The 22,249-nt window shown below is 43.5% G+C and carries 22 protein-coding genes; 9 read left to right on the top strand and 13 right to left on the bottom strand.

What is annotated here, in order from left to right; translation table 11 throughout:
• The first annotated feature begins 143 nt into the window (after positions 1-143).
• The 7 genes from lrp to SHAL_RS11550 all read left to right on the top strand — a co-directional run bounded on the left by lrp (position 144) and on the right by SHAL_RS11550 (position 8,654).
• Positions 144-647, top strand: a complete 504-nt coding sequence (lrp, locus tag SHAL_RS11580; RefSeq protein ID WP_012277307.1) for a leucine-responsive transcriptional regulator Lrp — start codon at positions 144-146, stop codon at positions 645-647.
• Positions 648-836: 189 nt separating this feature from the next.
• Positions 837-3,419: a DNA translocase FtsK gene (locus SHAL_RS11575; protein ID WP_012277306.1), complete on the top strand. Its 2,583-nt coding sequence runs from the start codon at positions 837-839 to the stop codon at positions 3,417-3,419.
• 74 nt (positions 3,420-3,493) lie between these two features.
• Positions 3,494-4,120 carry an outer membrane lipoprotein periplasmic chaperone LolA gene (gene lolA / locus SHAL_RS11570; RefSeq protein WP_012277305.1) on the top strand — a complete coding sequence of 209 codons (627 nt, stop codon included), beginning with the start codon at positions 3,494-3,496 and terminating at the stop codon, positions 4,118-4,120.
• 9 nt (positions 4,121-4,129) lie between these two features.
• The gene (locus SHAL_RS11565; protein WP_012277304.1) at positions 4,130-5,461 is read left to right on the top strand and encodes a replication-associated recombination protein A; all 1,332 of its coding nucleotides are present in this window, start codon (positions 4,130-4,132) and stop codon (positions 5,459-5,461) included.
• Positions 5,454-5,828 carry a fluoride efflux transporter CrcB gene (crcB, locus tag SHAL_RS11560; protein WP_012277303.1) on the top strand — a complete coding sequence of 125 codons (375 nt, stop codon included), beginning with the start codon at positions 5,454-5,456 and terminating at the stop codon, positions 5,826-5,828. Before SHAL_RS11565 ends, crcB begins: the two co-directional genes overlap by 8 nt.
• Before the next feature lie 18 nt (positions 5,829-5,846).
• A complete protein-coding gene (serS, locus tag SHAL_RS11555; RefSeq protein ID WP_012277302.1) occupies positions 5,847-7,133 on the top strand; it encodes a serine--tRNA ligase in 1,287 nt (428 codons plus the stop codon).
• 327 nt (positions 7,134-7,460) lie between these two features.
• A complete protein-coding gene (locus SHAL_RS11550) occupies positions 7,461-8,654 on the top strand; it encodes an amino acid aminotransferase (protein ID WP_012277301.1) in 1,194 nt (397 codons plus the stop codon).
• A gap of 117 nt (positions 8,655-8,771) precedes the next feature.
• Here the strand turns inward: SHAL_RS11550 and SHAL_RS11545 are convergent, their stop codons facing one another.
• Positions 8,772-9,275, bottom strand: coding sequence for an HPP family protein (locus SHAL_RS11545; protein ID WP_041416400.1), 504 nt, complete (start codon positions 9,273-9,275; stop codon positions 8,772-8,774).
• Positions 9,276-9,544: 269 nt separating this feature from the next.
• On the bottom strand, positions 9,545-10,456 hold the full coding sequence (yvcK, locus tag SHAL_RS11540; protein ID WP_012277299.1) for a uridine diphosphate-N-acetylglucosamine-binding protein YvcK: 912 nt from the start codon (positions 10,454-10,456) through the stop codon (positions 9,545-9,547).
• Positions 10,457-10,616: 160 nt separating this feature from the next.
• Here yvcK and SHAL_RS11535 point away from each other — a divergent pair, with 160 nt between their 5' ends.
• Both SHAL_RS11535 and SHAL_RS11530 read left to right on the top strand, forming a co-directional pair.
• A complete protein-coding gene (locus tag SHAL_RS11535) occupies positions 10,617-11,444 on the top strand; it encodes a glucosaminidase domain-containing protein (protein ID WP_012277298.1) in 828 nt (275 codons plus the stop codon).
• Complete coding sequence (locus tag SHAL_RS11530) at positions 11,422-12,045, top strand: DUF2987 domain-containing protein (protein WP_012277297.1); 624 nt, start codon at positions 11,422-11,424, stop codon at positions 12,043-12,045. The genes SHAL_RS11535 and SHAL_RS11530 overlap by 23 nt, the downstream gene beginning before the upstream one ends.
• Before the next feature lie 63 nt (positions 12,046-12,108).
• Here the strand turns inward: SHAL_RS11530 and ttcA are convergent, their stop codons facing one another.
• From ttcA to ccoN, 11 genes are all read right to left on the bottom strand, one after another.
• Positions 12,109-13,044 carry a tRNA 2-thiocytidine(32) synthetase TtcA gene (gene ttcA / locus SHAL_RS11525; protein WP_012277296.1) on the bottom strand — a complete coding sequence of 312 codons (936 nt, stop codon included), beginning with the start codon at positions 13,042-13,044 and terminating at the stop codon, positions 12,109-12,111.
• An 80-nt stretch (positions 13,045-13,124) separates the two neighbouring features.
• On the bottom strand, positions 13,125-14,057 hold the full coding sequence (uspE, locus tag SHAL_RS11520; RefSeq protein WP_012277295.1) for a universal stress protein UspE: 933 nt from the start codon (positions 14,055-14,057) through the stop codon (positions 13,125-13,127).
• Positions 14,058-14,148: 91 nt separating this feature from the next.
• Positions 14,149-14,901, bottom strand: coding sequence for an electron transport transcriptional regulator EtrA (etrA, locus tag SHAL_RS11515; protein ID WP_012277294.1), 753 nt, complete (start codon positions 14,899-14,901; stop codon positions 14,149-14,151).
• A gap of 57 nt (positions 14,902-14,958) precedes the next feature.
• Positions 14,959-15,651: a sulfite exporter TauE/SafE family protein gene (locus SHAL_RS11510; protein WP_012277293.1), complete on the bottom strand. Its 693-nt coding sequence runs from the start codon at positions 15,649-15,651 to the stop codon at positions 14,959-14,961.
• 2 nt (positions 15,652-15,653) lie between these two features.
• Positions 15,654-15,926 (bottom strand): cbb3-type cytochrome oxidase assembly protein CcoS, encoded by a 273-nt coding sequence (gene ccoS / locus SHAL_RS23450; protein WP_012277292.1) that lies wholly within the window; start codon positions 15,924-15,926, stop codon positions 15,654-15,656.
• On the bottom strand, positions 15,923-18,307 hold the full coding sequence (locus tag SHAL_RS11500) for a heavy metal translocating P-type ATPase (RefSeq protein ID WP_012277291.1): 2,385 nt from the start codon (positions 18,305-18,307) through the stop codon (positions 15,923-15,925). Before SHAL_RS11500 ends, ccoS begins: the two co-directional genes overlap by 4 nt.
• A 93-nt stretch (positions 18,308-18,400) precedes the next feature.
• Entirely contained in the window at positions 18,401-18,880 is a 480-nt protein-coding gene (locus tag SHAL_RS11495) for a FixH family protein (protein ID WP_012277290.1), read from the bottom strand.
• Positions 18,881-19,028: 148 nt separating this feature from the next.
• Positions 19,029-19,985 carry a cytochrome-c oxidase, cbb3-type subunit III gene (gene ccoP, locus SHAL_RS11490; RefSeq protein WP_012277289.1) on the bottom strand — a complete coding sequence of 319 codons (957 nt, stop codon included), beginning with the start codon at positions 19,983-19,985 and terminating at the stop codon, positions 19,029-19,031.
• Positions 19,985-20,161, bottom strand: coding sequence for a CcoQ/FixQ family Cbb3-type cytochrome c oxidase assembly chaperone (locus tag SHAL_RS11485; protein WP_012277288.1), 177 nt, complete (start codon positions 20,159-20,161; stop codon positions 19,985-19,987). Before SHAL_RS11485 ends, ccoP begins: the two co-directional genes overlap by 1 nt.
• An 11-nt stretch (positions 20,162-20,172) precedes the next feature.
• Positions 20,173-20,787 (bottom strand): cytochrome-c oxidase, cbb3-type subunit II, encoded by a 615-nt coding sequence (gene ccoO / locus SHAL_RS11480; protein WP_012277287.1) that lies wholly within the window; start codon positions 20,785-20,787, stop codon positions 20,173-20,175.
• Between the two features lie 12 nt (positions 20,788-20,799).
• Positions 20,800-22,236 carry a cytochrome-c oxidase, cbb3-type subunit I gene (gene ccoN / locus SHAL_RS11475; RefSeq protein ID WP_012277286.1) on the bottom strand — a complete coding sequence of 479 codons (1,437 nt, stop codon included), beginning with the start codon at positions 22,234-22,236 and terminating at the stop codon, positions 20,800-20,802.
• Positions 22,237-22,249 lie beyond the last annotated feature (13 nt).

The raw sequence follows: 22,249 nt of genomic DNA, 5'->3' as shown, positions 1-22,249 counted from the left end.
TGGGTGTAATTGTTATATTGTATTGCCTGAACGTGAATGTTGCAGGGAAATCTAGTATAGTATTCATTCCGTAGTTTATGCTGCTGAAGATTTTTTAAAAGCAGGCAATAATATCGTCCTAAACGTCAGCCAGGGTTATATATATGGTTAATAATAAAAAGAGTCCTATAAAAGACTTAGATCGTATCGATAGAAATATACTTAATGAATTACAAATTGATGGACGAATCTCTAACGTCGAGTTATCTAAGCGAGTAGGTTTGAGTCCAACACCTTGCCTTGAAAGAGTTAAAAGGCTTGAAAAGCAAGGTTATATCAAGGGTTATACGGCATTAGTCAACCCTCATTATCTGGGAGCCTCACTGCTAGTGTTTGTAGAGATCACCTTAAACCGTGATACAGCAGAAGTGTTTGACAAGTTCAACAAAGCTGTACAACTACTCGATGACATCCAAGAGTGTCATTTAGTCTCTGGTGATTTTGACTATCTATTAAAGACCCGTGTTTCAGATATGTCTGCATATCGTCGTTTATTAGGCGAAACCCTTCTGAAATTGCCGGCAGTTTCCGACACTCGTACCTATGTTGTTATGGAAGAGGTCAAGCAAACAAATCGTGTCGCGATCAATACCGTTTCAGATACATAAGTAATATATTAAATGACAAAAGGAGCCTTGAGGGCTCCTTTTTTTATACAAAATCCAATATGATACAAATTGATGCAAAATGCTTTTATGCATAACTATTCAGTAGTGCCCAGAAGTCGCAAACGCTGCATAAAGTCTTAAATTCTGGTATCTTGTCCTTAATTAACGTTTTTTAGTGTAGGTTTTCCATTGTCTAAGGGAAGTAGTGTTAAAACGCTCTCAGGCGTACAACGACTATTAGAAGGTAGTCTCATCATTTGTTGCATGTTAGCAACATACGTTCTAATCGCTTTGAGCAGTTTCCATTCTTCTGATCCAGGGTGGAGCCAGTCAAATTTTGATGGTGAAATTAATAATCTAACGGGTGCGGTTGGCGCGTGGTTAGCCGATGTTTTATTTTACTTTTTTGGTTATTGCGCATACATCATCCCCATTATTATCGCCTTAACAGGTTGGTTGCTATTTAAGCGGACGCATAAGCTTTTAGAAATAGACTACTTCTCTGTTGGTCTTCGTTTAATTGGCTTCTTACTGATTGTTTTTAGTCTTGCCGCATTGGCGAGTATGAATGCAAACGGACTATATGGTTTTTCTGCTGGCGGGGTCGCGGGTGATGTTATTGCTCAAGCCATGCTACCTTACTTTAATAAGTTAGGTACGACGCTGTTATTGCTCTGTTTCGTGGGCGCTGGTTTTACACTACTTACCGGTATTAGCTGGTTAACTGTGATTGATTTAACCGGGTATGCAACGATTTGGTTAGTCAAAAAACTGCGAGATCTGCCTAATAAATTTAAGCCTGATATGGGCGACACCGAAGATACACGCGGTTTTATGTCAGTGGTTGAGCGCTTTAAAGAGCGACGTAACAAACAATCAGATGATGAATATGAATTCGAAGACGGCAGTGAACAAGATGAATTTGATTCACAGCAAAACGCCCAAAACAGTAAAACGACAGAACGTGAGTTAAAGGCCCAACAAAAAGCAGAGCCAAAAATTATTGAACCTCAATTCAATGCTAAAGTGAGTGAACCTACATTGACTGGGGCTGAAGCTCAGCAAGCCACTTTAGCCGACGTTGTTGAGCCAACAATCGCTGCGCCGTGGGTTAACGAAAGCAGTGATGAAATTGAATCAATTGACTTCAATAACAATGCATCATCAGGGGCTGTTAATGCCGTTAAACGTATCGAAGATGACAAGGCTAAGATTGTTGATGGGATTGTCGTATTACCTGGTCAAGAAATTGAACAGGAACGTCCGCCTATGGCACCGCTACCTTGTATCTCTTTATTAGATGTACCAAATCGTAAGACCAACCCAATCAGTCAAGAAGAGTTAGAGCAAATAGGTAAGTTAGTTGAAGTTAAACTCGCCGATTTCAACATTACCGCAAATGTTGTTGGTGTTTATCCTGGCCCAGTTGTAACTCGTTTCGAGCTTGAATTAGCACCAGGGGTTAAAGCCTCTAAAATCACCAATCTTTCTAAAGATTTAGCACGTTCACTATTAGCTGAAAACGTGCGAGTTGTTGAGGTGATCCCTGGTAAAGCTTATGTAGGATTAGAGCTGCCGAACAAGTTCCGTGAAACGGTCTTTATGCGCGATGTGCTCGACTGTGAAGACTTTAGAGACGGCCCATCACATCTAAGTATGGTATTAGGTGCCGATATTGGTGGTAAGCCTGTTGTCGTTGACCTAGGAAAAATGCCACACCTTCTTGTTGCGGGCACGACGGGCTCGGGTAAGTCTGTTGGCGTGAACGTGATGATCACCAGCTTACTGTACAAATCAGGTCCTGATGATGTTCGTTTCATCATGATTGACCCTAAAATGCTTGAGCTATCAGTTTATGAAGGGATCCCGCACTTACTGTGTGAAGTGGTAACCGACATGAAAGAAGCAGCTAACTCGCTACGTTGGTGTGTCGGCGAGATGGAGCGTCGTTATAAACTGATGTCAGCACTTGGCGTGCGTAATCTCAAAGGCTATAACGCCAAAATTAAACAGGCTAAAGAGTCCGGTGACCCAATTTTTGATCCGCTTTGGAAGTCTTCTGACAGCATGGAGCCTGAAGCGCCTGAATTAGATAAACTGCCATCTATCGTTGTTGTCGTCGATGAATTTGCCGACATGATGATGATTGTAGGTAAAAAAGTCGAAGAATTGATTGCTCGTATCGCACAAAAAGCACGTGCTGCGGGGATCCATTTAATCCTTGCAACTCAAAGGCCGTCAGTTGATGTGATCACAGGTTTGATTAAAGCTAACATTCCAACACGGATGGCGTTCCAAGTTTCATCCCGCATTGACTCAAGAACGATTCTCGATCAACAAGGCGCTGAAACACTACTCGGTATGGGTGACATGTTGTACTTACCACCAGGAACCAGCGTGCCTATCCGTGTTCATGGTGCATTTATTGATGACCATGAAGTTCACAAAGTAGTTGCCGATTGGCATGCACGAGGTAAGCCGCAATATATCGAGGAGATTTTGCAAGGTTCTGCCGAAGGTGAACAGGTATTATTACCAGGTGAAGCCGGTGATTCAGAAGAAGAGATGGATGCCTTATACGATGATGCTGTTGCGTTCGTGACGCAAACTCGCCGAGGTTCGATATCAAGTGTGCAGCGGAAGTTTAAAATTGGTTATAACCGCGCAGCTCGTATTATTGAACAGATGGAACTTCAAGGGGTTGTAAGTGCCCAAGGCCATAACGGTAATCGAGAAGTGTTAGCGCCGCCACCGCCAAAAGACTACGTCTAATTAACGAATAAGTGTACTGACCCACAGAATATATTCAGTGTTAAGCCTAGAGTAGGCTTAACTCGGAGAACAAAATGAAAAAGATTTTTGCTATTGCAGCCCTGAGCTTGCCTTTGTTTAGTCATTTCCCAGCATTTGCTGGTGCCTCAGACGAGCTAAAAGTGAAGCTGACCGAAATAAGCAGCCTAAAAGCTAACTTTAATCAAACCGTTACAGACATCAATGATAAGGTGATTCAAACGGGCGAAGGAGTTTTTGCTTTGTCTCATCCTAATCAATTTTACTGGCATTTAACCGCTCCCGATGAGTCGTTAATCGTTGCTGACGGTACCGATGTTTGGATCTACAATCCGTTTGCCGAAGAGGTCTCTGTTATGGACCTCAATCAGGCCATTAATGCTTCTCCAATCGCGTTATTAGTTCACTCAGACGATGAAACCTGGTCACAATACAATGTTAGCCAAAAAGAAAACTGTTTCGATATCAGCCCCAAAGATAAAGACAGTGGCGGATCTGAAGTGCAAGTTTGCTTTAATGATAATCAGCTAACAAAAATGGTGCTTAAGGATCAACAAGGCAATATCAGTGACTTCACGCTAACGAATCAAAGTGTGATAGCCGGTAAAGACCAAGATCTGTTTAAGTTCGTCGTACCCGATGATGTAGATATCGACGATCAACGTTTAAAATCGACCAATTAAGAGAAGTCAGTGTCTAGTTTCAGTTTTGATTTTGCACCAGACTTTAGACCGTTAGCCGCACGAATGCGGCCCGAACGGCTAGAGCAATATATTGGCCAGTCACACCTTTTAGGTGAGGGCAAACCGTTACGCCAAGCACTTGAAGCCGGGCGTGCGCACTCCATGATGTTCTGGGGGCCACCGGGCACAGGTAAAACGACTTTGGCCGAACTTGTTGCGCATTATGCTAATGCCCATGTAGAGCGTATTTCGGCGGTGACTTCTGGCGTTAAAGAGATCCGGAGTGCAATTGAACATGCCAAGAACGTGGCGCAGTCTCGGGGTCAACGTACCTTACTGTTTGTTGATGAGGTGCATCGTTTCAATAAGAGCCAGCAGGATGCATTCTTGCCCTTCATTGAAGATGGTACGGTAATTTTTATTGGTGCCACGACTGAAAACCCTTCCTTTGAAATCAATAATGCACTGTTGTCGAGGGCGCGTGTTTATCTCATTAAGCAACTAGAGCCTGAAGAGATAGGTCAAATTGTTCAGCAAGCGCTTGAGGATGAAGAGAGAGGGCTTGGAAAACGTAAGCTACTCTTGCCTGCTGATGTTTCACTAAAGCTGGCACAAACCTGTGATGGTGATGCGCGTAAAGCTTTAAACCTGATAGAGCTAATGAGCGACATGCTCAAAGACGGCGAAGCCTTTACCGAAGAGATGATCATCGCAGTTGCTGGGCAACAGTTGGCTGGATTTGATAAAAATGGCGACCAATACTACGATCTGATCTCGGCTGTTCATAAGTCAATTCGTGGCTCAGCCCCCGATGCGGCACTGTATTGGTTTTGCAGAATGTTAGAAGGCGGCTGTGATCCTCTTTACATTGCACGTCGCCTGTTAGCGATAGCGTCTGAAGATATCGGTAATGCAGATCCCATGGCGATGACAGTAGCAATCAATGCATGGGAGTGTTTCCACCGTGTAGGGCCATCTGAAGGAGAGCGCGCAATTGCACAAGCTGTGTTATATCTTGCCAGTGCTCCTAAAAGTAACGCCGTCTATACCGCATTTTCAAAAGCGCGGCAGCTCGCTCGTGAAACTGGCCATGAACCTGTGCCGGAGCATCTACGCAATGCCCCGACCCAACTGATGAAAGATATCGGTTACGGGGAAGGCTATCGTTATGCTCACGACGAACCCAATGCGTATGCCAGTGGCGAAAAATATCTTCCGGAATCGATTGCTGAACATCGTTTTTACTATCCAACGGAGCGTGGATTTGAAAAACGGATCAAAGACAAGCTTTCTCAACTACAGCAGCTAGATGAGCACAGTGAGGTGAAAAGATATGAATAATGTTCTTTTTGTGGCCTTAGGAGGCTCAATTGGCGCTGTTTTACGCTATCTTATCTCATTATTGATGCTTCAGGTATTTGGTAGTGGATTTCCTTTTGGTACACTGGTCGTTAATATTTTGGGTTCGTTTTTAATGGGTGTTATTTTTGCACTCGGACAAGTGAGCGAACTTAGCCCAGAGATTAAGGCGTTTATTGGGGTTGGCATGCTAGGGGCCCTGACCACGTTTTCCACTTTTTCCAATGAGTCTTTGCTGTTGATGCAAGAGGGGGAGTTGGTTAAAGCCGTATTGAATGTTGTTGTTAATGTTGGCGTCTGTATATTCGTCGTCTATCTAGGACAGCAATTGGTGTTTTCTCGTTTTTAACTATTAAGATAATAAAATATGTTAGATCCAAAATTTTTACGTAATGAATTAGAAGTTACCGCAGAGCGTTTAGCGACTCGCGGATTTATTTTAGATGTAGAGCGCCTAGGCAAGCTTGAAGACAAGCGTAAGTCATTACAGGTCGCGACCGAAGAATTACAAGCATCACGTAACGCTATCTCCAAGTCGATTGGTCAAGCTAAAGCTAAAGGCGAAGATGTTGCACCAATCATGGCTCAAGTGGGCTCACTAGGCGAAGAGCTTGATGCAAAGAAAGCTGAGCTTGCATCTTTACTCGACGAGCTAAACTCAATCGCAATGAGCGTTCCTAACCTACCTGATGAGTCAGCACCTATTGGCGCAGATGAATCAGAGAACGTAGAAGTTCGTCGTTGGGGCACGCCTAAAGAGTATGATTTTGAAGTTAAAGATCATGTTGAACTCGGTGAGAACATTGGTGGTCTAGATTTTAAGAATGCGGTTAAGATCACCGGTTCGCGCTTTATCGTGATGAAAGGCCAAATCGCTCGCATGCACCGCGCATTAGCCCAGTTTATGTTAGATCTACACACCACTGAACATGGTTATACAGAAGCGTACGTGCCTTTATTAGTTAATGAAGACAGCTTAATGGGTACAGGCCAACTACCAAAGTTTGGTGAAGACCTGTTCCACACTAAGCCTGCTACTGAAGAAGGCCAAGGCCTAAGTCTTATTCCAACGGCAGAGGTTCCGCTAACTAACCTAGTTCGCGATACCATCGTTGATGAAGAAGAGTTACCAATTAAGCTAACCGCGCATACACCATGTTTCAGAAGTGAAGCTGGTTCTTATGGTCGTGATACTCGTGGCTTGATCCGTCAGCATCAGTTTGACAAAGTAGAGCTAGTACAGCTTGTAAAGCCTGAAAATTCTATGCAGGCATTGGAAGAGTTAACTGCTCATGCGGAAACTGTACTGCAAAAGCTAGGTCTACCGTACCGTACTGTTGTGCTTTGTACTGGTGATATGGGCTTCGGTTCAAGCAAGACCTACGATATCGAAGTTTGGTTGCCAGCGCAAAACACCTTTAGAGAGATCTCATCTTGCAGTAACATGCAGGACTTCCAGGCTCGTCGTATGCAAGCTCGCTATAAGGCTAAAACTGATAAGAAGCCAAGCTTACTGCACACTCTGAATGGTTCTGGTTTAGCTGTAGGTCGTACATTGGTAGCGGTTATTGAAAACTACCAAAATGCAGATGGTTCTATCACAGTGCCTGAAGCATTACGCGGATACATGGGCGGCCTAGAAAAAATCGGCTAATATTGAGCCGGCCCAATCGCAAAAAGCCTTCACTAACGTGAAGGCTTTTTTGTTTTCTCGAAAATAATAGCTACTATCGATTTAACCGCTAACTCCTGTTACAAACGTCATAAAATCCACTTATTTTTATTTATCCACTGACTTACAGTATTGTGGATTATTTAGAATAATTTTATGAAATAAGCATATTTATAACCTTTCAAATGATGATAACTAGGCTATAACGCAAAATTTGCTAATAGTCGTAGAACTCCCTTTCTCCTGCTTAGCTTCAATGTTATAAATACACGCGATAACCCTACACTTATAATATTTAGGAAAGCCGTCATGATATTTTCCCAGGTTGAACTGGCCCCAGCCGATCCAATTTTAGGTTTAACAGATGCTTTTAAAGCAGATCTTCGCGACAATAAAGTGAACTTAGGCGTCGGTATTTATAAAGATGAATCTGGCCAGACACCAATCCTAAAGTCTGTAAAATTTGCAGAAGAAAAACTGTTAGGAACCGAGAAAAGTAAAAGTTACCTCGGTATGGAAGGCGTCCAAGCCTACAATAGTGCCGTTCAAAGTTTACTATTCGGCGCTGAACATGATGTGGTATCTCAGGCCCGTGCATTAACGGCACAGGCTCCTGGCGGAACCGGCTCTTTAAGAGTTGCGGCAGAATTTCTCGTTCGTCATACGCCAGCAAAAACCATCTGGATAAGTAATCCTACTTGGGCAAACCACAATAATATTTTTGGCACAGCGGGTCTGGAGATTGCAGAGTACCGTTATTATAAAGCTGAAACCCATGGTTTAGATTTCGAAGCGATGCTGACTGATCTACAGGGCGCTAAAGCAGGCGATCTAGTCTTACTTCATGGCTGCTGTCATAACCCAACGGGTATCGACTTAAATCTAGAGCAGTGGCAGCAGATTGCTGACTTGTGTTTAGAAAAATCATTAGTACCGCTTTTCGATTTCGCTTACCAAGGTTTCGGCGCCGGTGTTGAAGAAGACGCCCAAGGCCTGCGTATTGTTGCCAATACTGTGCCTGAATTGATTGTTGCTAACTCTTTTTCTAAGAACTTCGGCCTATACAATGAGCGTATCGGTGCGGTAACTGTTGTCGCTTCTAATAGCGGCGAAGCCGTTAATGCATTTAGCCAAATTAAAAGCACGATCCGCGCGTCTTATTCGAACCCTCCAGCGCACGGAGCGTTAATTGTTAGCACGATTTTAGGTGATGAAACACTTAAGCAGCTATGGCATGACGAACTCAAAGAGATGCGTGAACGTATTGCTGAAATGCGTACGCTATTTGTTGAGTCATTAAAAGCCGCTGGCGTTGAGCATAACTTCGATTTTATCTCAGGTCAAAACGGGATGTTTAGCTTCTCGGGACTTAACAAAGAGCAGGTTAACCGTTTAAGAGAAGAGTTTGGTGTTTACATCGTTGGTTCTGGTCGTATTAGTGTTGCGGGTATGACGAAAACCAACATGCCTGTGATCTGTGAAGCAATTGCTAAGGTTCTTTAATCTAGCGATTGCGTGAGTCAAATAGCAGAGAGCAAGCCGAGCATTGCAAAACTAAATGCGCGTTAGTGAACCCACTACGCGCATTTTTTATGCTTAAAACTGCACAATTGGTATAACTTACTCCTTTTTTTCAAAATAGGGGTAAATGTGCCCAGGAATTAATCTATGGTACAGCACTGCTAAAGCTACAATAGCCAAGGTGCCTATTAAGATCGGATGAAGTAAAAAGGTCCAACTTGTATGTCCGCCAAGCATAATCAGCAGTGGGTTTCCTCCTGCAGGAGGATGAGTGACATCAAAAAGTAACATAAAGAATAGGCCAAATCCCACGGCTAACCCCAGAGTTAATGAGGTAACGGGCAGGTAATTGACGAAGAGAAGCCCAACGATTGCGGTAATAATATGCCCCAAGATAACATTTTTAGGCTGTGCTAATGGGCTGTGATGTACTCCAAAAATAAGTACCATAGTTGCACCAAAAGGAGCAATCAGAACATAAGGCGAGTCCATTCCGGTATCGATTGCTGCAAGAGTCCATATACAAAGCGTTGCGCCTAATGCAGAAACCGTCGCAGTGACTAATCTGTTATCTTTAAAAAGGGAAAGGATAGGTGTTTTCATTGTCACTATAACCATTATATAAATGTGCTTACCTAGCTATTGAGTCTGGTTAGAAGTGCTAAATTGGTCAAGTTATAATGGGAAAAACACTAATGTTTGAATTTGGGAGCCTGTAAATAATTTGGAGTTCTTTATGCTCAGCTACCTCGCTAACCTGATAGGTTATGAGTATTCATTTATGGCCTATTAACCTTTGCTGATGGGCTGTTAGTTTAAATTCAAGCTAACTAAAAGCCCAAGTATTGGTTATCCAATCGCGGACAAGTTGGCTATGTCGACACTGTGCTGTGGTCTTGACTCACCATCAAAGACAGCGCATCTGCGAGTGCACGTTTGTCGTGTAAGCCAATATGATGTGAACTTCGAAGCGGGTAGTAACAAATATTGTCTTCTTGATAAGCACTATCAGCGTTACACAATACCTTATCGATAATCTTTAACCCCAGCACCTGATGGCACCAGTTGATCTTGTGACTTAAGCTACAGTTAGCAATCGGTGATGGTTCGTTAGTGAGGTTATCAATTAAGATCACCTCTGCCTTTGATTGCGCAAGTGCATGGGCTATTTTAGGTAGTAACAGTGGTGGCATTATGCTGGTTAAAAAGCTACCTGGTCCTAAAATGATCAGTTCTGCATCTCGAATGGCTTCACAGGCTTCGCAGGTTGCTTGAACTTGTGGATCGAGCGATAAGGCTATAGGTGTATCTTGCATCTTATCAACATCAGTTTCGCCAAAAACACTTTCACCACTGGCTTGAAGTGCCACCAAGTGTGTCGGTTCTTCTGACATAGGGATTAGACGGGTATCGATATTAAGAAAGTTGCGGACTAAATTCACCGCATCTAGTGGACGCACACAAAGTTCGTCCAACGCCATTAGCATTAAATTTCCCAGATTATGGCCAGATAATTCACTATCGCCGCCAAAGCGATATTCAAACATTAAGGAACCAACGGAAGGGCGTTTAGCCAATTGGGTTAAACAGTTGCGTAAATCTCCCCAAGCGATGCAGTCTTGCTCGGCTCTTAAGCGCCCCGTAGAGCCGCCGTTATCAGTCGTGGCAACAATACCTGTGAGCTTAGGCCCTAAGAACGAAAGGGCTGATAAGACTTGCCCTAATCCATGTCCGCCACCTATGGCTACCACATGGTTATATTGATTAAGCCCATTTTGTTTCATTTTTGGGGTCTCCTTCCTGAATACCCAAAGTATTATAAAAGACCCAGAATTATAACTGAGATTACAACATTATTCGCGATGTATTCTCAGTTAAAGCTAGCATATAATAGCCGTAATTAATTAAAGTCTTTATACCCTTGAGTTTGATAAAGGAAAATGAGTGAAAACAGGCAAAGTTGGTTTGTTTACAATAGCGTTAGGACTTGTAATAACACTGATCTTACTGGTTAGATTGGTGCTGGTTCCCGGTAGTGAGGATCAAATACAGTCATTAGGAAAAGCGGTTAAAAACACAGAAATTGCGAGCGTAGTGCCAGATTTTGCTGCTATTAGTGATGTAAGTGAAAAAAAACGCGCATTTTTTGCATTCCTGAAACCTTCGATTAAGCATCAAAATGCGATCATTCAAGATGAGCGCGATTTTGTTATCGGCATTCGTAATCAAATCGTCAATAACAAAGAACTCACTGAGGCCGATGAGTTCAGACTGCAGCAGATCTCGGAAAAGTATCAATATACTGTCAGAAGTCTAAATATAGGCAATATTGATACCTTGTTAACTCGTGTCGATATTATTCCTGAAGAGATGGTATTAATTCAGGCCGCGAACGAAACGGGCTGGGGCAGTTCCAGATTTGCCCGCGAAGGTTTAAATTTCTTTGGTCAATGGTGCTTCAGAAAAGGTTGTGGTCTAGTCCCGCAATCGAGGACAGAAGGGCTGTCCCATGAGGTTGCTTTATTTAAAACGGTTGAAGACTCTGTCGCGTCATATATGCGTAATCTTAATTCTAACGCGGCCTATTCGTTGCTGAGATCAATTCGAGCCGATCTACGCGCACAAAACAAAACGCCGAGCGCGCAAGATCTTGTATACGGACTGATTAATTACTCTGAACGTCAAGAAGCTTATATTGATGAGCTGCTTGAAATGCTACGCCAAAACCAACGATTTTTAGTGGATAACAATGAAAAAACGACTGCTGTTTAGCTGTATTTTATTAGGGTTTGCATCTGTAAGTCAGGCAGCTCCTATCTCTCTTGAGTATCAAAGTTTTTACCAGCGTCTAAAGCAGGTGAATAAAGGGAACTATCAATTAGTTGAATTGGCATTTTCTGTTTCTAAGGCTAATGGTTGCAAAGTTAACAACGGTACAATCACCACAGAAAAAGACTCTTTTCCTTTAACGATTACCAAAGACCAACGCCTGTTCTTACCCTATGACGGCCAACTTAAATCAGATCGCGCACTGATTAATTTAGATGTTGAGGGCGATGCACAGTCTTGTGCTATTGCTATGCAGGTTAGAGCTAAAAACACTAAAAATGCATACAATCAGGCTGAGCTAAAACAGATCGCGCAAGAGATGAATGCGCTCTTAAGTCAGTTGCAAGGCTTCCCTATGCGATTGTTTGCAACAGATATTGCAGGATTAAACTTAGAGTTTGACGGTGATGCAACGGTTAATATTGATGGTGAGCTCATACCCGTTAGTGGCACATATCGTCTTGAAACTAGCCAGCTCGATAATCTAACGAATTTAAAGACATCGGTTGCGCCTAAGGTTATTAGCCCTTGGACATCTAAGTAATTCTTCTTTAATCAAAAGCCCTGCAATGCAGGGCTTTTGATTCTACTTTTACGCTGATAACGGTTAATCGGGCGTATAGGTATTTACCACGTCAATACGGACCGCTTTATCTAAATTAATATGACCATTGTTGGCGACATCAACAAAGTCAAAGGCGGGTAGATCTGACTCTGCAACATCGCCTCGCATTGGCGCATCTGGATCTCGAGTCAAGCTTAAGAAATCAAACTGTTCTCTATCGACACCTTGAGATGGCGCGGTATTTTGCATTGCCGTAAAAATAGTTTCGATACGGCCAGGGTAATCACGATCCCACTGCACCAACATCTCTTTAACTGCAGCGCGCTTTAAGTTTTCTTGTGAGCCACAAAGGTTACAAGGAATAATTGGGAAGCCTTTCAGACCAGCGTATTCAGCAATATCTTTTTCACGACTGTAAGCTAACGGACGGATCACCATATTGGCGCCATCATCAGACAATAGTTTTGGCGGCATGGCTTTCATCTTGCCGGCAAAAAACATGTTCAGGAACATGGTTTCAATGATGTCGTCTCTGTGATGACCAAGGGCAATCTTGGTAGCCCCTATTTTTTGTGCGAAACCGTAAAGAGTTCCGCGGCGCAGGCGAGAACAAAGAGAACAAGTTGTTTTGCCTTCAGGAATTTTATCTTTAACGATAGAATAAGTGTCTTTTTCCAAAATGTGGTAAGCAACACCTAGGGTATCGAGATACGCAGGCAAAATGTCTTCAGGGAAACCTGGCTGCTTTTGATCTAAGTTAACCGCAACGATTTCGAATTTAATAGGAGCGCGTTGCTGAAGGTTCAACAAGATATCGAGCATGGCATAACTGTCTTTGCCACCAGATAGGCAACACATGACACGGTCACCTTCTTCAATCATGTTGTAATCACCGATGGCACGACCAACTTCAGTGCGTAAACGCTTCTGTAGTTTTGCCATACGAGTGACTTGTTGTGGAGTTAATTCTTCGGACATAAAAAAACGCGCCTAGTACACAAATGTTCAGGGCGCGTATTATTCCAGCTTAAAAGCTTTTGGTAAAGCTTAGAAAGCGGTTATACCTCTTCTAATGGTGATTTATAGCCATCAGGCTTAATCGCAAGTAGGTCGCAGTTGATACTATCGATAACATGTTCAGCAGTATTGCCTATTAAGGCTGCGGAAATTCCGGTTCGACCAATGGTTCCCAATATGACTAGCTCTGCATCTAAACTCGTTGCTAAGTCAGGGATAACATCTTCTGGTAGGCCTTCCATAACATGGCAGAAGTCTGGCGAGATCCCATAAGCATTTGCAAGATAACTGATCCGCTCCTCATGCTGTAATCGTATGGTTTCGCTATAAGTATGAGCATCAAAGTCGGGGAGTTCGATAGCCAAGTTAACGGGCGTACCAGGGTAAGCATTAACGAGGTGCACTTGAGCGTCAAACTGCTCGGCGAGCTTCTTAGCGTGAGAGATAATCTTACCGTTGAGGGACTCGTTAGCATTATCTTCAGCGCTTACGTTTACTGCGCAAACAATCTTGCCTGCAACTGGCCAGTCTTGCGCTTTAACGAGTAGTACAGGTATTGGCGCCTTACGCATCAAGTGCCAATCTGTCGGCGTAAAAATAACCGATTTGAGCTTATCATGTTCGTGAGTGCCTTTGACGATAAGATCATACTCACCATCGATAGCGTGTTTAATGATGCTTTCAAACGGACGGTTATGCCAAATCACATCTAAGTTTATGGTTAAACCATCTTTACGGTAGGGGGCAACGACATCTTCAAGCCAAGCCTTGCGTTGATTTACAACACCTTCACGCATTGATTCGCGTTCTTGGCCAGAAAGAATAGAGGTCATCTCATAGGAGAAGTCGAAAATAGATAAAAATACAGTAATTTCAGCTTGGTTTTTTGACGCTAATTCTACGGCTCTGGCAAGAGCCGTTTGCTTATCTGTCGTAGGATCAACAACCACAAGGAGTTTTTTATAGTCCATCATAACGTTTTCCTTATCCAATATCGTTTAGTTTTATCTTGCACGAATAGGATGATTTTATATTGTTTTAGATCAAGCGATTGTCGTAAATGTTCTACCTTGCAATATTACTGTTACCAGATAGTTCGCTTAACGCATCAATGTCTAATATCGTAATATACTTACCTTTGACTTCAATTAGTTCTGCTTTTTGAAAACGTCCAAGCAGACGGCTTATTGTTTCGACGGTTAAACCAAGATAGTTACCGATATCACCGCGAGTCATGGTCAATCTAAACTCTCTTGGTGAGAAACCTCGGCTACCGAAACGTTTAGCAAGGTTACTAATAAATGCCGCGAGTCTTTCCTCAGCATTCTTCTTACTGAGTAACAAAATCATCTCTTGGTCGCTTTGAATTTCATTACTCATTAAACGCATGATCTGCTGTCTAAGCTTAGGCATCTTGCCTGTAAGATCATCGAGAGTGGTGTATGGAATTTCACAGACCATTGATGTCTCAAGAGCTTGTGCGAAGCTTTGATGAAATTGCGAATGAATACCGTCAAAACCGATAACATCACCAGCGAGATGAAACCCCGTGATCTGTTCATCGCCTTGCTCGGTAATGGTATAACTTTTGATGGTGCCGGAACGAATTGCAAATAAAGATTTTAGTGGGTCACCTGACTTAAAAATAGGTTCACCTTTTTGAATGGGTTTTTTTCGCTCAATAATTTCGTCAAGTTGATCTAGTTCATTAGAGTTAAGTGTGAACGGAATACACAGTGTACCCATGCTGCAATCATGACAATGAATCGCACATCCTGATGCCATTTGACGGCGGTTCTTATTGTTATCAGCTGACATTGTCTCTCTCAATTTTGACTATTCGTCTACTATGTTAAACTAATTTGATATTCGGAGCTAGCTAAGCTGGCCAATCGCCACATACAAGGTCTGTATTCCGAATGCCACTAAGGCTATTCCGCTTATAATTCGTACTAGTTTGTTTTGTACCCAGCGGCTAAATGTACTCGCGGCAATACCTGCGCTCAAAAGCGCCGGTAATGTGCCTAAGCCAAACGCAAGCATAATCAAGGCACCGTCTAGGGCATTACCTGCCGCAACAGACCAAGTCAACATGCTATAAACGAGCCCACAGGGTAGCCATCCCCAAAGACTACCGGCGATAAAGGCATGGGCCTTATTTTTGATTGGGATAAATCGATTTGCGATGGGGGCTATGAACTGCCAAAGCCATTTACCTACGCGTTCAATCTGGACAACACCCGCCCAAATTTGCGCAATGTAAAGTCCGGTAATAATCATCATAAAACCGGCAAACAGCCGTAGCACTAGCAAGTAGGTGTCTACATCAAACAATACGCTCAGCGCACTGCTGCTGGCACCAACAAATGCGCCTGCTAACGTGTAACTGATTATTCGGCCGCTGTTGTAACTTAAGAGATACCCCAACTGCGATACGAGCTTATTGCCAGCATGCTGCTTAGGTAGGTTTACAGACAGCGCCCCCACTAAGCCACCACACATACCAATACAATGACCCGCCCCCATCAATCCAACGAGCAATGCGCCAATTACGCTGTAATCATTCACTCTTACACTGATCTCTTATCATTTGAGTTATCTAAAGCAGAGGCAGTGTTGTTGGTGTCAGTCGCATTTGTAGTGGTCTCAGGAACGGTCGTATTTTCTGGTATTTGCTGTTTACTGGAGTTGTCATTTTGAGGGGTGTCGTCCTCAAATAGTATCGATACGCTTTGTTTTTCTAAATCGTCAAATTGATCGGATTTTACCGCCCAGAAAAATACACCTACCGCCAATAACACGAAAAGCATAGCGATAGGGATTAGGACATAGATAATACTCATAAACGAACCTTAAGTAGTCTTAGGCTATTGCTGACAACAATGAGCGAACTTGCAGACATGCCTAATGCTGCAATGTATGGAGCGACGTGACCGGTAACGGCCAACGGGATTATAAACAGGTTGTATCCTAGCGCCCAGAACAAATTCTGCTTGATAATCCGTCCTGTCAATTTAGCGACCTTAACGGCATCGGCAAACCGAGCGAGGTTATCGCCTAATAGAATAATATCAGCACTGTTTTTAGAAATCGCGGCGCCACTCCCCATAGCAATGGATAAGTTCGCTCCAGCAAGAACAGGGGCGTCGTTAATACCATCACCAAACATGGCCACTTGACCTTGCTGTTGGAACTTATCAATTAATGCAAGTTTCCCCTTGGGCGAAAGTCCTTTGTGTACATCATCGATGCCGAGCCTTTTGCCTAATGCCGCTACTTCTGTCGAGTTGTCACCGCTGGCAATACTCAGTTTGCAGCCCATTTGTTTAAGCTGAGACACAGCTTTAGCTGTCTCGGGCCTGACTTCATCGTCTAAGGTGACTTTCGCTTGTACAACTCCTTCGCAGCTTAACCAAACAGTAGTGGAGCTTTCCACCATATCGGTGTTATTGACAAATTGTTGGCTCCCCACTTTACACTGCTGGCCATGTATCACTCCCGATAGACCATTACCGACCACACTCTGCCTTTGAGTCACAGTCATAGAATTATCGATATAAGGGGCAAAGGCCTTTGCAATAGGATGCAGTGAACCCGACTCTAATGCGGCGATATAGGCCAGAGCCTGCGATTTTGATAACTCGCAGGTCAGCTCAATATTGCTAATCGATAATGTTCCTAAGGTGAGAGTGCCGGTTTTGTCGAAGACAACGTGCTGGATTTTAGGCAGTTTTTCGAAAATACCGGAGCGACGAGTAATGATCCCAAGTCGGGTCATAATCGCAGTACCACAAGTTACCGCCGTAGGCGTTGCCAAGGCGAGGGCACAAGGGCAAGTTGCAACTAATACCGATAATGTCACCCAAAAGGCATCTTCTGGTGAATAAAAATACCAAAACAGATAAGTTAAGGTGGCAATAAGCAAAATAGCCGCGGTAAAGTAATTTGAAAACCTGTCGGCGTACAACGCCACCTTAGGCTTATTGTTAGACGCTATCTCTTGCAGTCGAATGATTTCGGCAACTAACTGATCTTGTCCAAGAGCGGTAACTCTGATAAGTATCGGTTGCTCAATGTTAATCGTGCCAGCAAACACCTCTGACGTTTGTGTTTTTTGCAGTGGCATCTGCTCGCCAGTCAGCATAGCTTCATTAACTGCCGACTCTCCCTCAATCACGACTCCGTCGGCGGCAATGACATCACCAGGTTTAACCAAGATGATATCGCCAATGACAAGACGCTTGGCGGGCACTTCATCGAATCCATCTTCAGTTTTTAGTTGCGCGGTTAACGGCACCAACTTATGCAAATTACTGGAACTCACCGAGGCTTTTTGTCTGGCGTTTTGCTCGAAGAAGCGACCTAATAACAGGAAGAAGGTAAACATGGAGACCGACTCGAAATAGACTTCCCCAGTACCGTTTATCGTTTCAATACAACTAGCAATATAAGCACCACAAATCGCGATACTGACTGAGACATCCATGTTTAATCTGCCCATCAGCATCGAGCGTACGGCGCTAAAGTAAAATGGCTGAGCAGAATAAAACACCACAGGCGCAGCAAACAACATGCTCACCCAGCGGAAATAGTCGCGGTATTCGGTTTCGAGATCGGAAAAGTAACCGGAATAGAGGGCGAGGGCAAACATCATCACCTGCATGGTAGCGAAGCCAGCAAGCCCAAGTCTTAGCAGAAATTTACGACTATCTTTTTTACTTTTTGTTTCTTGCTCGTCAACTTGAAACGGCGCGGCCTGATAACCAATTTGGCTGATTTGATTAAGGATCTTGCTTAATTTGATTTTGTCGCTATCCCAAGAGATCAAGGCGCGCTGCGTGGTTGAGTTAACTTGAACTTTTGCAACACCGTCAAGTTTATTGATTTTATGTTCAATCAACCAGGCACAGGCAGCACAGGTGATGCCATCGACCGTCAACGAGACTTCGTTTAACGAATCTCTTTGTTGAATAAAGTCTTGTTGTACTTCAGGTAGATCATATGCACTGAAGTTAGATAACTCTTCAGGCACCAAAGCCGTTTGTTTACTACCGGGTTCTGTCCGAAATTTATAGTAGTTAGTTAATCCTGCATCGATAATTGCTTGAGATACGGCTTGGCAACCGGGGCAGCACATAAGCTGCTCGACATCATTAATAGAGGTTATAAATTGCTTACCTGTTAAAACAGGCTCGCTACAATGAAAGCAGCTTGCTTGACTCATAGGATTTTGTTCTTTCTATTATTATTCGAATTGGCACTTGAATTAATATTCGAAAAGCAGGTATCGACCCCAACATTCAGGGTCTTTGCATAATTAGTTTAGCCAGTATTGCTGATCGTCCTTTAATGTCACACGCTGTTGAATACGCCAGGTTTGATCATAACCTTCAATTCGGACTTCCCATGGGCCTTCAATGGCTTGATTTAAATCGATGCGGTAAACACCGTTTGCATCTGCAGTGACAATTTGAGAAAAATCCCTCTCTTCGAGAGTGGGGTGGTAGAAGCTAACGCTCAATGCTGCGAGGTAGTTTTCACCGCCTTGCTGTGAGATCTCGACATACTTGTCATCAAATTCGAGCAGGTAGTTCATGCCGAGCTGCTTAGCTTGCTTTATCTTGCGAAGGTCAATATTGATGCCTTTACCTTCTTTATAGTACTCTTCGGTAACCAATGGGTCTTGGTTGGTAAAAGCAACCCAAAATAAATTGATACTTGCGACCACGGCACATAATGGCAATATGATCAGAAACCAAGGCCAGAACTGTTTATACCAGGGTTGTGGAGCTGACATTATTTACCGCCTTTACTTATTAGAATAGTTGTTAAATGCTGGGAAAAAAGAACACATATTTTACCCATAAAACTGTGATTTAGCACTTAAAAAAAGGCCTCGTTAATGACGAGGCCTTTTTCTCACATCAAGTGTTAACCTGCTGTAATCACTTGTTTGACAAGCTGTAAACGTAAGCTGTGATTACGTGAACTTTCTCTTCACCTAACACATCTTTCCAAGGTGGCATAACACCACTTCGGCCGTTCTGAATCGATTGCTCGATAGCTCCGCGGCTACCACCATAAACCCAAGCGTTATCCGTTAGGTTAGGGGCTCCCATGAACTTGTTACCTGTGCCATCCATACCATGACAAGCGAAACAGCCTTTCATGAATGAACCTTGGCCTTGTGCAGCCAAGGTTTCATCGTGATCGCGCCCAGATAGCTTAACGACGTATTCTGCTAGCCCCTTAATTTCACTGTCTTCAATCGGTAAACCACCTTTTGGCGGCATCATACCGTGACGACCGTTCATAATAGAGGTCTTAATCGTCTCAAGCTCACCACCATATAACCAAGCATTGTCGGTTAGGTTAGGGAAGCCTTTACTACCACGCGCATCACTACCATGACACATGGCACAGTTTTGTAAGAACAGACGTCCACCCACTTTTAGGGCTTCTTCATTCAGAACTAACTGTTCAAGTGGTGTATCAGCATATGCCTTGAAGATAGGACCAAACTTTTCGTCTGCGTGCTTAACTTCTTGGTCATACTGTACCCAAAGACCGTCATTTTGAGCGTCAACAACTGCTTGTTTAGACTCTTCAATAGTGCGAACGCTTTGGTTAGAGCTTGTCCAGCCTAATAGACCTTTAAAGCTACCAAGACCTGGGTACAGTGCTAAATAGATAACACTAAATACAATAGTCAGGTAGAACATATAACTCCACCACTTAGGTAGTGGGTTGTTAAGTTCTTCAATACCATCGAAGCTGTGACCCATTGACTTGCCTTCTTCTACGCCCGTGTCGTTCTTAGAACAAGCACGTAGTAGAACAACACAACCAATGATTACCACAACCGTGAGTACGATAATCCATATACTCCAGAAGTTACTCATCACTTTTGTTCTCCTGAGTCCTTCGATACCGAGATTTTCTCATCGTCAGAGAAAACTAGGTTAGCTGCATCGTCGAATTGTTGCTTACGACTAGAGCTATATGCCCAGGCAAATATACCGATGAAGGTCACCATTACAACGATAGTAATAATTCCACGTAATGTGCCGTAATCCATAATTTGCCTCCTTATTTAAGCGCGTGGCCAAGTGATTGCAGATATGCGACCAATGCATCCAGCTCAGTCTTACCTTTCACAGCGTCTTTAGCGCCAGCAATCTCTTCAGCTGTATACAACTTATGAGTTGGGTGAAAGTTTTGCAGAATTTCCATCTTCTCACCGGTTAAATCGCCAGTAAGGATGTTTTCTGCTAACCAAGGGTATGCAGGCATATTTGACTGAGGTACAACAGCGCGAGGGTCAATTAAGTGAACCTCATGCCATTGGTCACTATAACGACCGCCAACACGAGCTAAATCTGGACCTGTACGCTTAGAGCCCCACTGGAATGGGTGATCCCAAACTGACTCGCCAGCTACAGAGTAGTGGCCATAACGTTCAGTTTCGGCGCGCAGTGGACGGATCATCTGGCTGTGACAGCCATAACAGCCCTCACGAACATAGATGTCACGACCTTCAATCTGCATTGCCGTATAAGGGATCTGACCTTCTAAAGGTTCAGTCGTGTCTTTTTGGAATAGTAGGGGGGTTATCTCAACCAAGCTACCGAAGCTGATTGCGATAACGGTAAGGATCCCCATTAGACCGATGTTTTTCTCAATTATCTCGTGATTAAATTTCATCGTATCTACTCCTTAAGCTGCTTTTGCATCAGCAATTGCTGGCAAAGAATCTTTAGGGGCCTTAACAGTACGGTATACGTTGTATGCCATTAAGAACATACCTGTAAGGAAGAACACACCACCCAAGAAACGAACAAAGTAGAACGGGTAAGAGGCTTCTAAGCTTTCTACAAAGCTATAAGTCAATGTACCGTCAGAGTTAACTGCGCGCCACATTAGACCCTGCATCACACCAGAGATCCACATTGAAACGATATAAAGAACAGTACCGATTGTTGCCAACCAGAAATGAACATTAATAAGGTTTGTGCTGTACATACGGCCGTGGCCAAACAGAACTGGTATCAAGTGATACAAAGAACCGATAGAAACCATAGCAACCCAACCCAATGCACCAGAGTGAACGTGTCCAACAGTCCAGTCAGTGTAATGAGAAAGTGCGTTAACCGTTTTAATTGCCATCATTGGGCCTTCGAAGGTAGACATACCGTAGAAAGACAATGAAACAACAAGGAAACGCAAGATAGGGTCAGTACGAAGCTTATGCCAAGCACCAGATAGGGTCATGATACCGTTAATCATACCACCCCAAGACGGAGCGAATAGGATCAGAGACATCACCATACCCAATGACTGAGTCCAGTCAGGTAGAGCTGTGTAGTGTAGGTGGTGAGGACCAGCCCAGATATACAAAGCAACAAGTGCCCAGAAGTGAACGATAGATAGACGGTACGAATAAACTGGACGGCCAGCTTGTTTAGGTACGAAGTAGTACATCATACCTAGGAAACCTGCAGTTAACAGGAAGCCTACCGCATTGTGACCATACCACCACTGGACCATGGCATCTACCGCGCCACTATATAGCGAGTAAGACTTAGTCATTGTTAACGGTACAGCCATAGAGTTAACTATGTGAAGTACGGCTACCGTGATAATAAAGGCACCAAAGAACCAGTTAGCCACATAGATATGCGACGTTGTTCGTTTCATTATGGTACCGAAGAAAACCACTGCATAGGAGACCCATACGACGGTAATGGCGATATCAATTGGCCATTCTAGCTCAGCGTATTCTTTACCACTGGTAATACCAAGTGGCAAACTAATTGCCGCTGAAAGAATGATGGCTTGCCAACCCCAGAACGTAAATGCAGCTAACTTAGGTGCAAATAGTCGAGTTTGACAGGTGCGTTGAACGATATAATAGGATGTGGCGAAAAGGGCTGAAGTACCAAACGCGAAAATCACGGCATTCGTATGTAGAGGTCGTAGACGACTATACGTTAACCATGAGGTTTCGAAGTTTAGCTGCGGCCAGATCAACTGGGCTGCAATCAATACACCTACTGACATGCCAACAATTCCCCATAACACAGTTGTTAGAGCGAATTGACGGACGACGGTGTAGTTGTAATCAGCGCCTTGAGGCTGGGAATGGTTCATCATATTGCTTCCACTG

The sequence above is a fragment of the Shewanella halifaxensis HAW-EB4 genome (assembly GCF_000019185.1).
Classification (GTDB): domain Bacteria; phylum Pseudomonadota; class Gammaproteobacteria; order Enterobacterales; family Shewanellaceae; genus Shewanella; species Shewanella halifaxensis.
The sequence above is the reverse complement of the archived record's forward strand: the minus strand, read 5'-3'. Positions and strand labels throughout refer to the sequence as shown.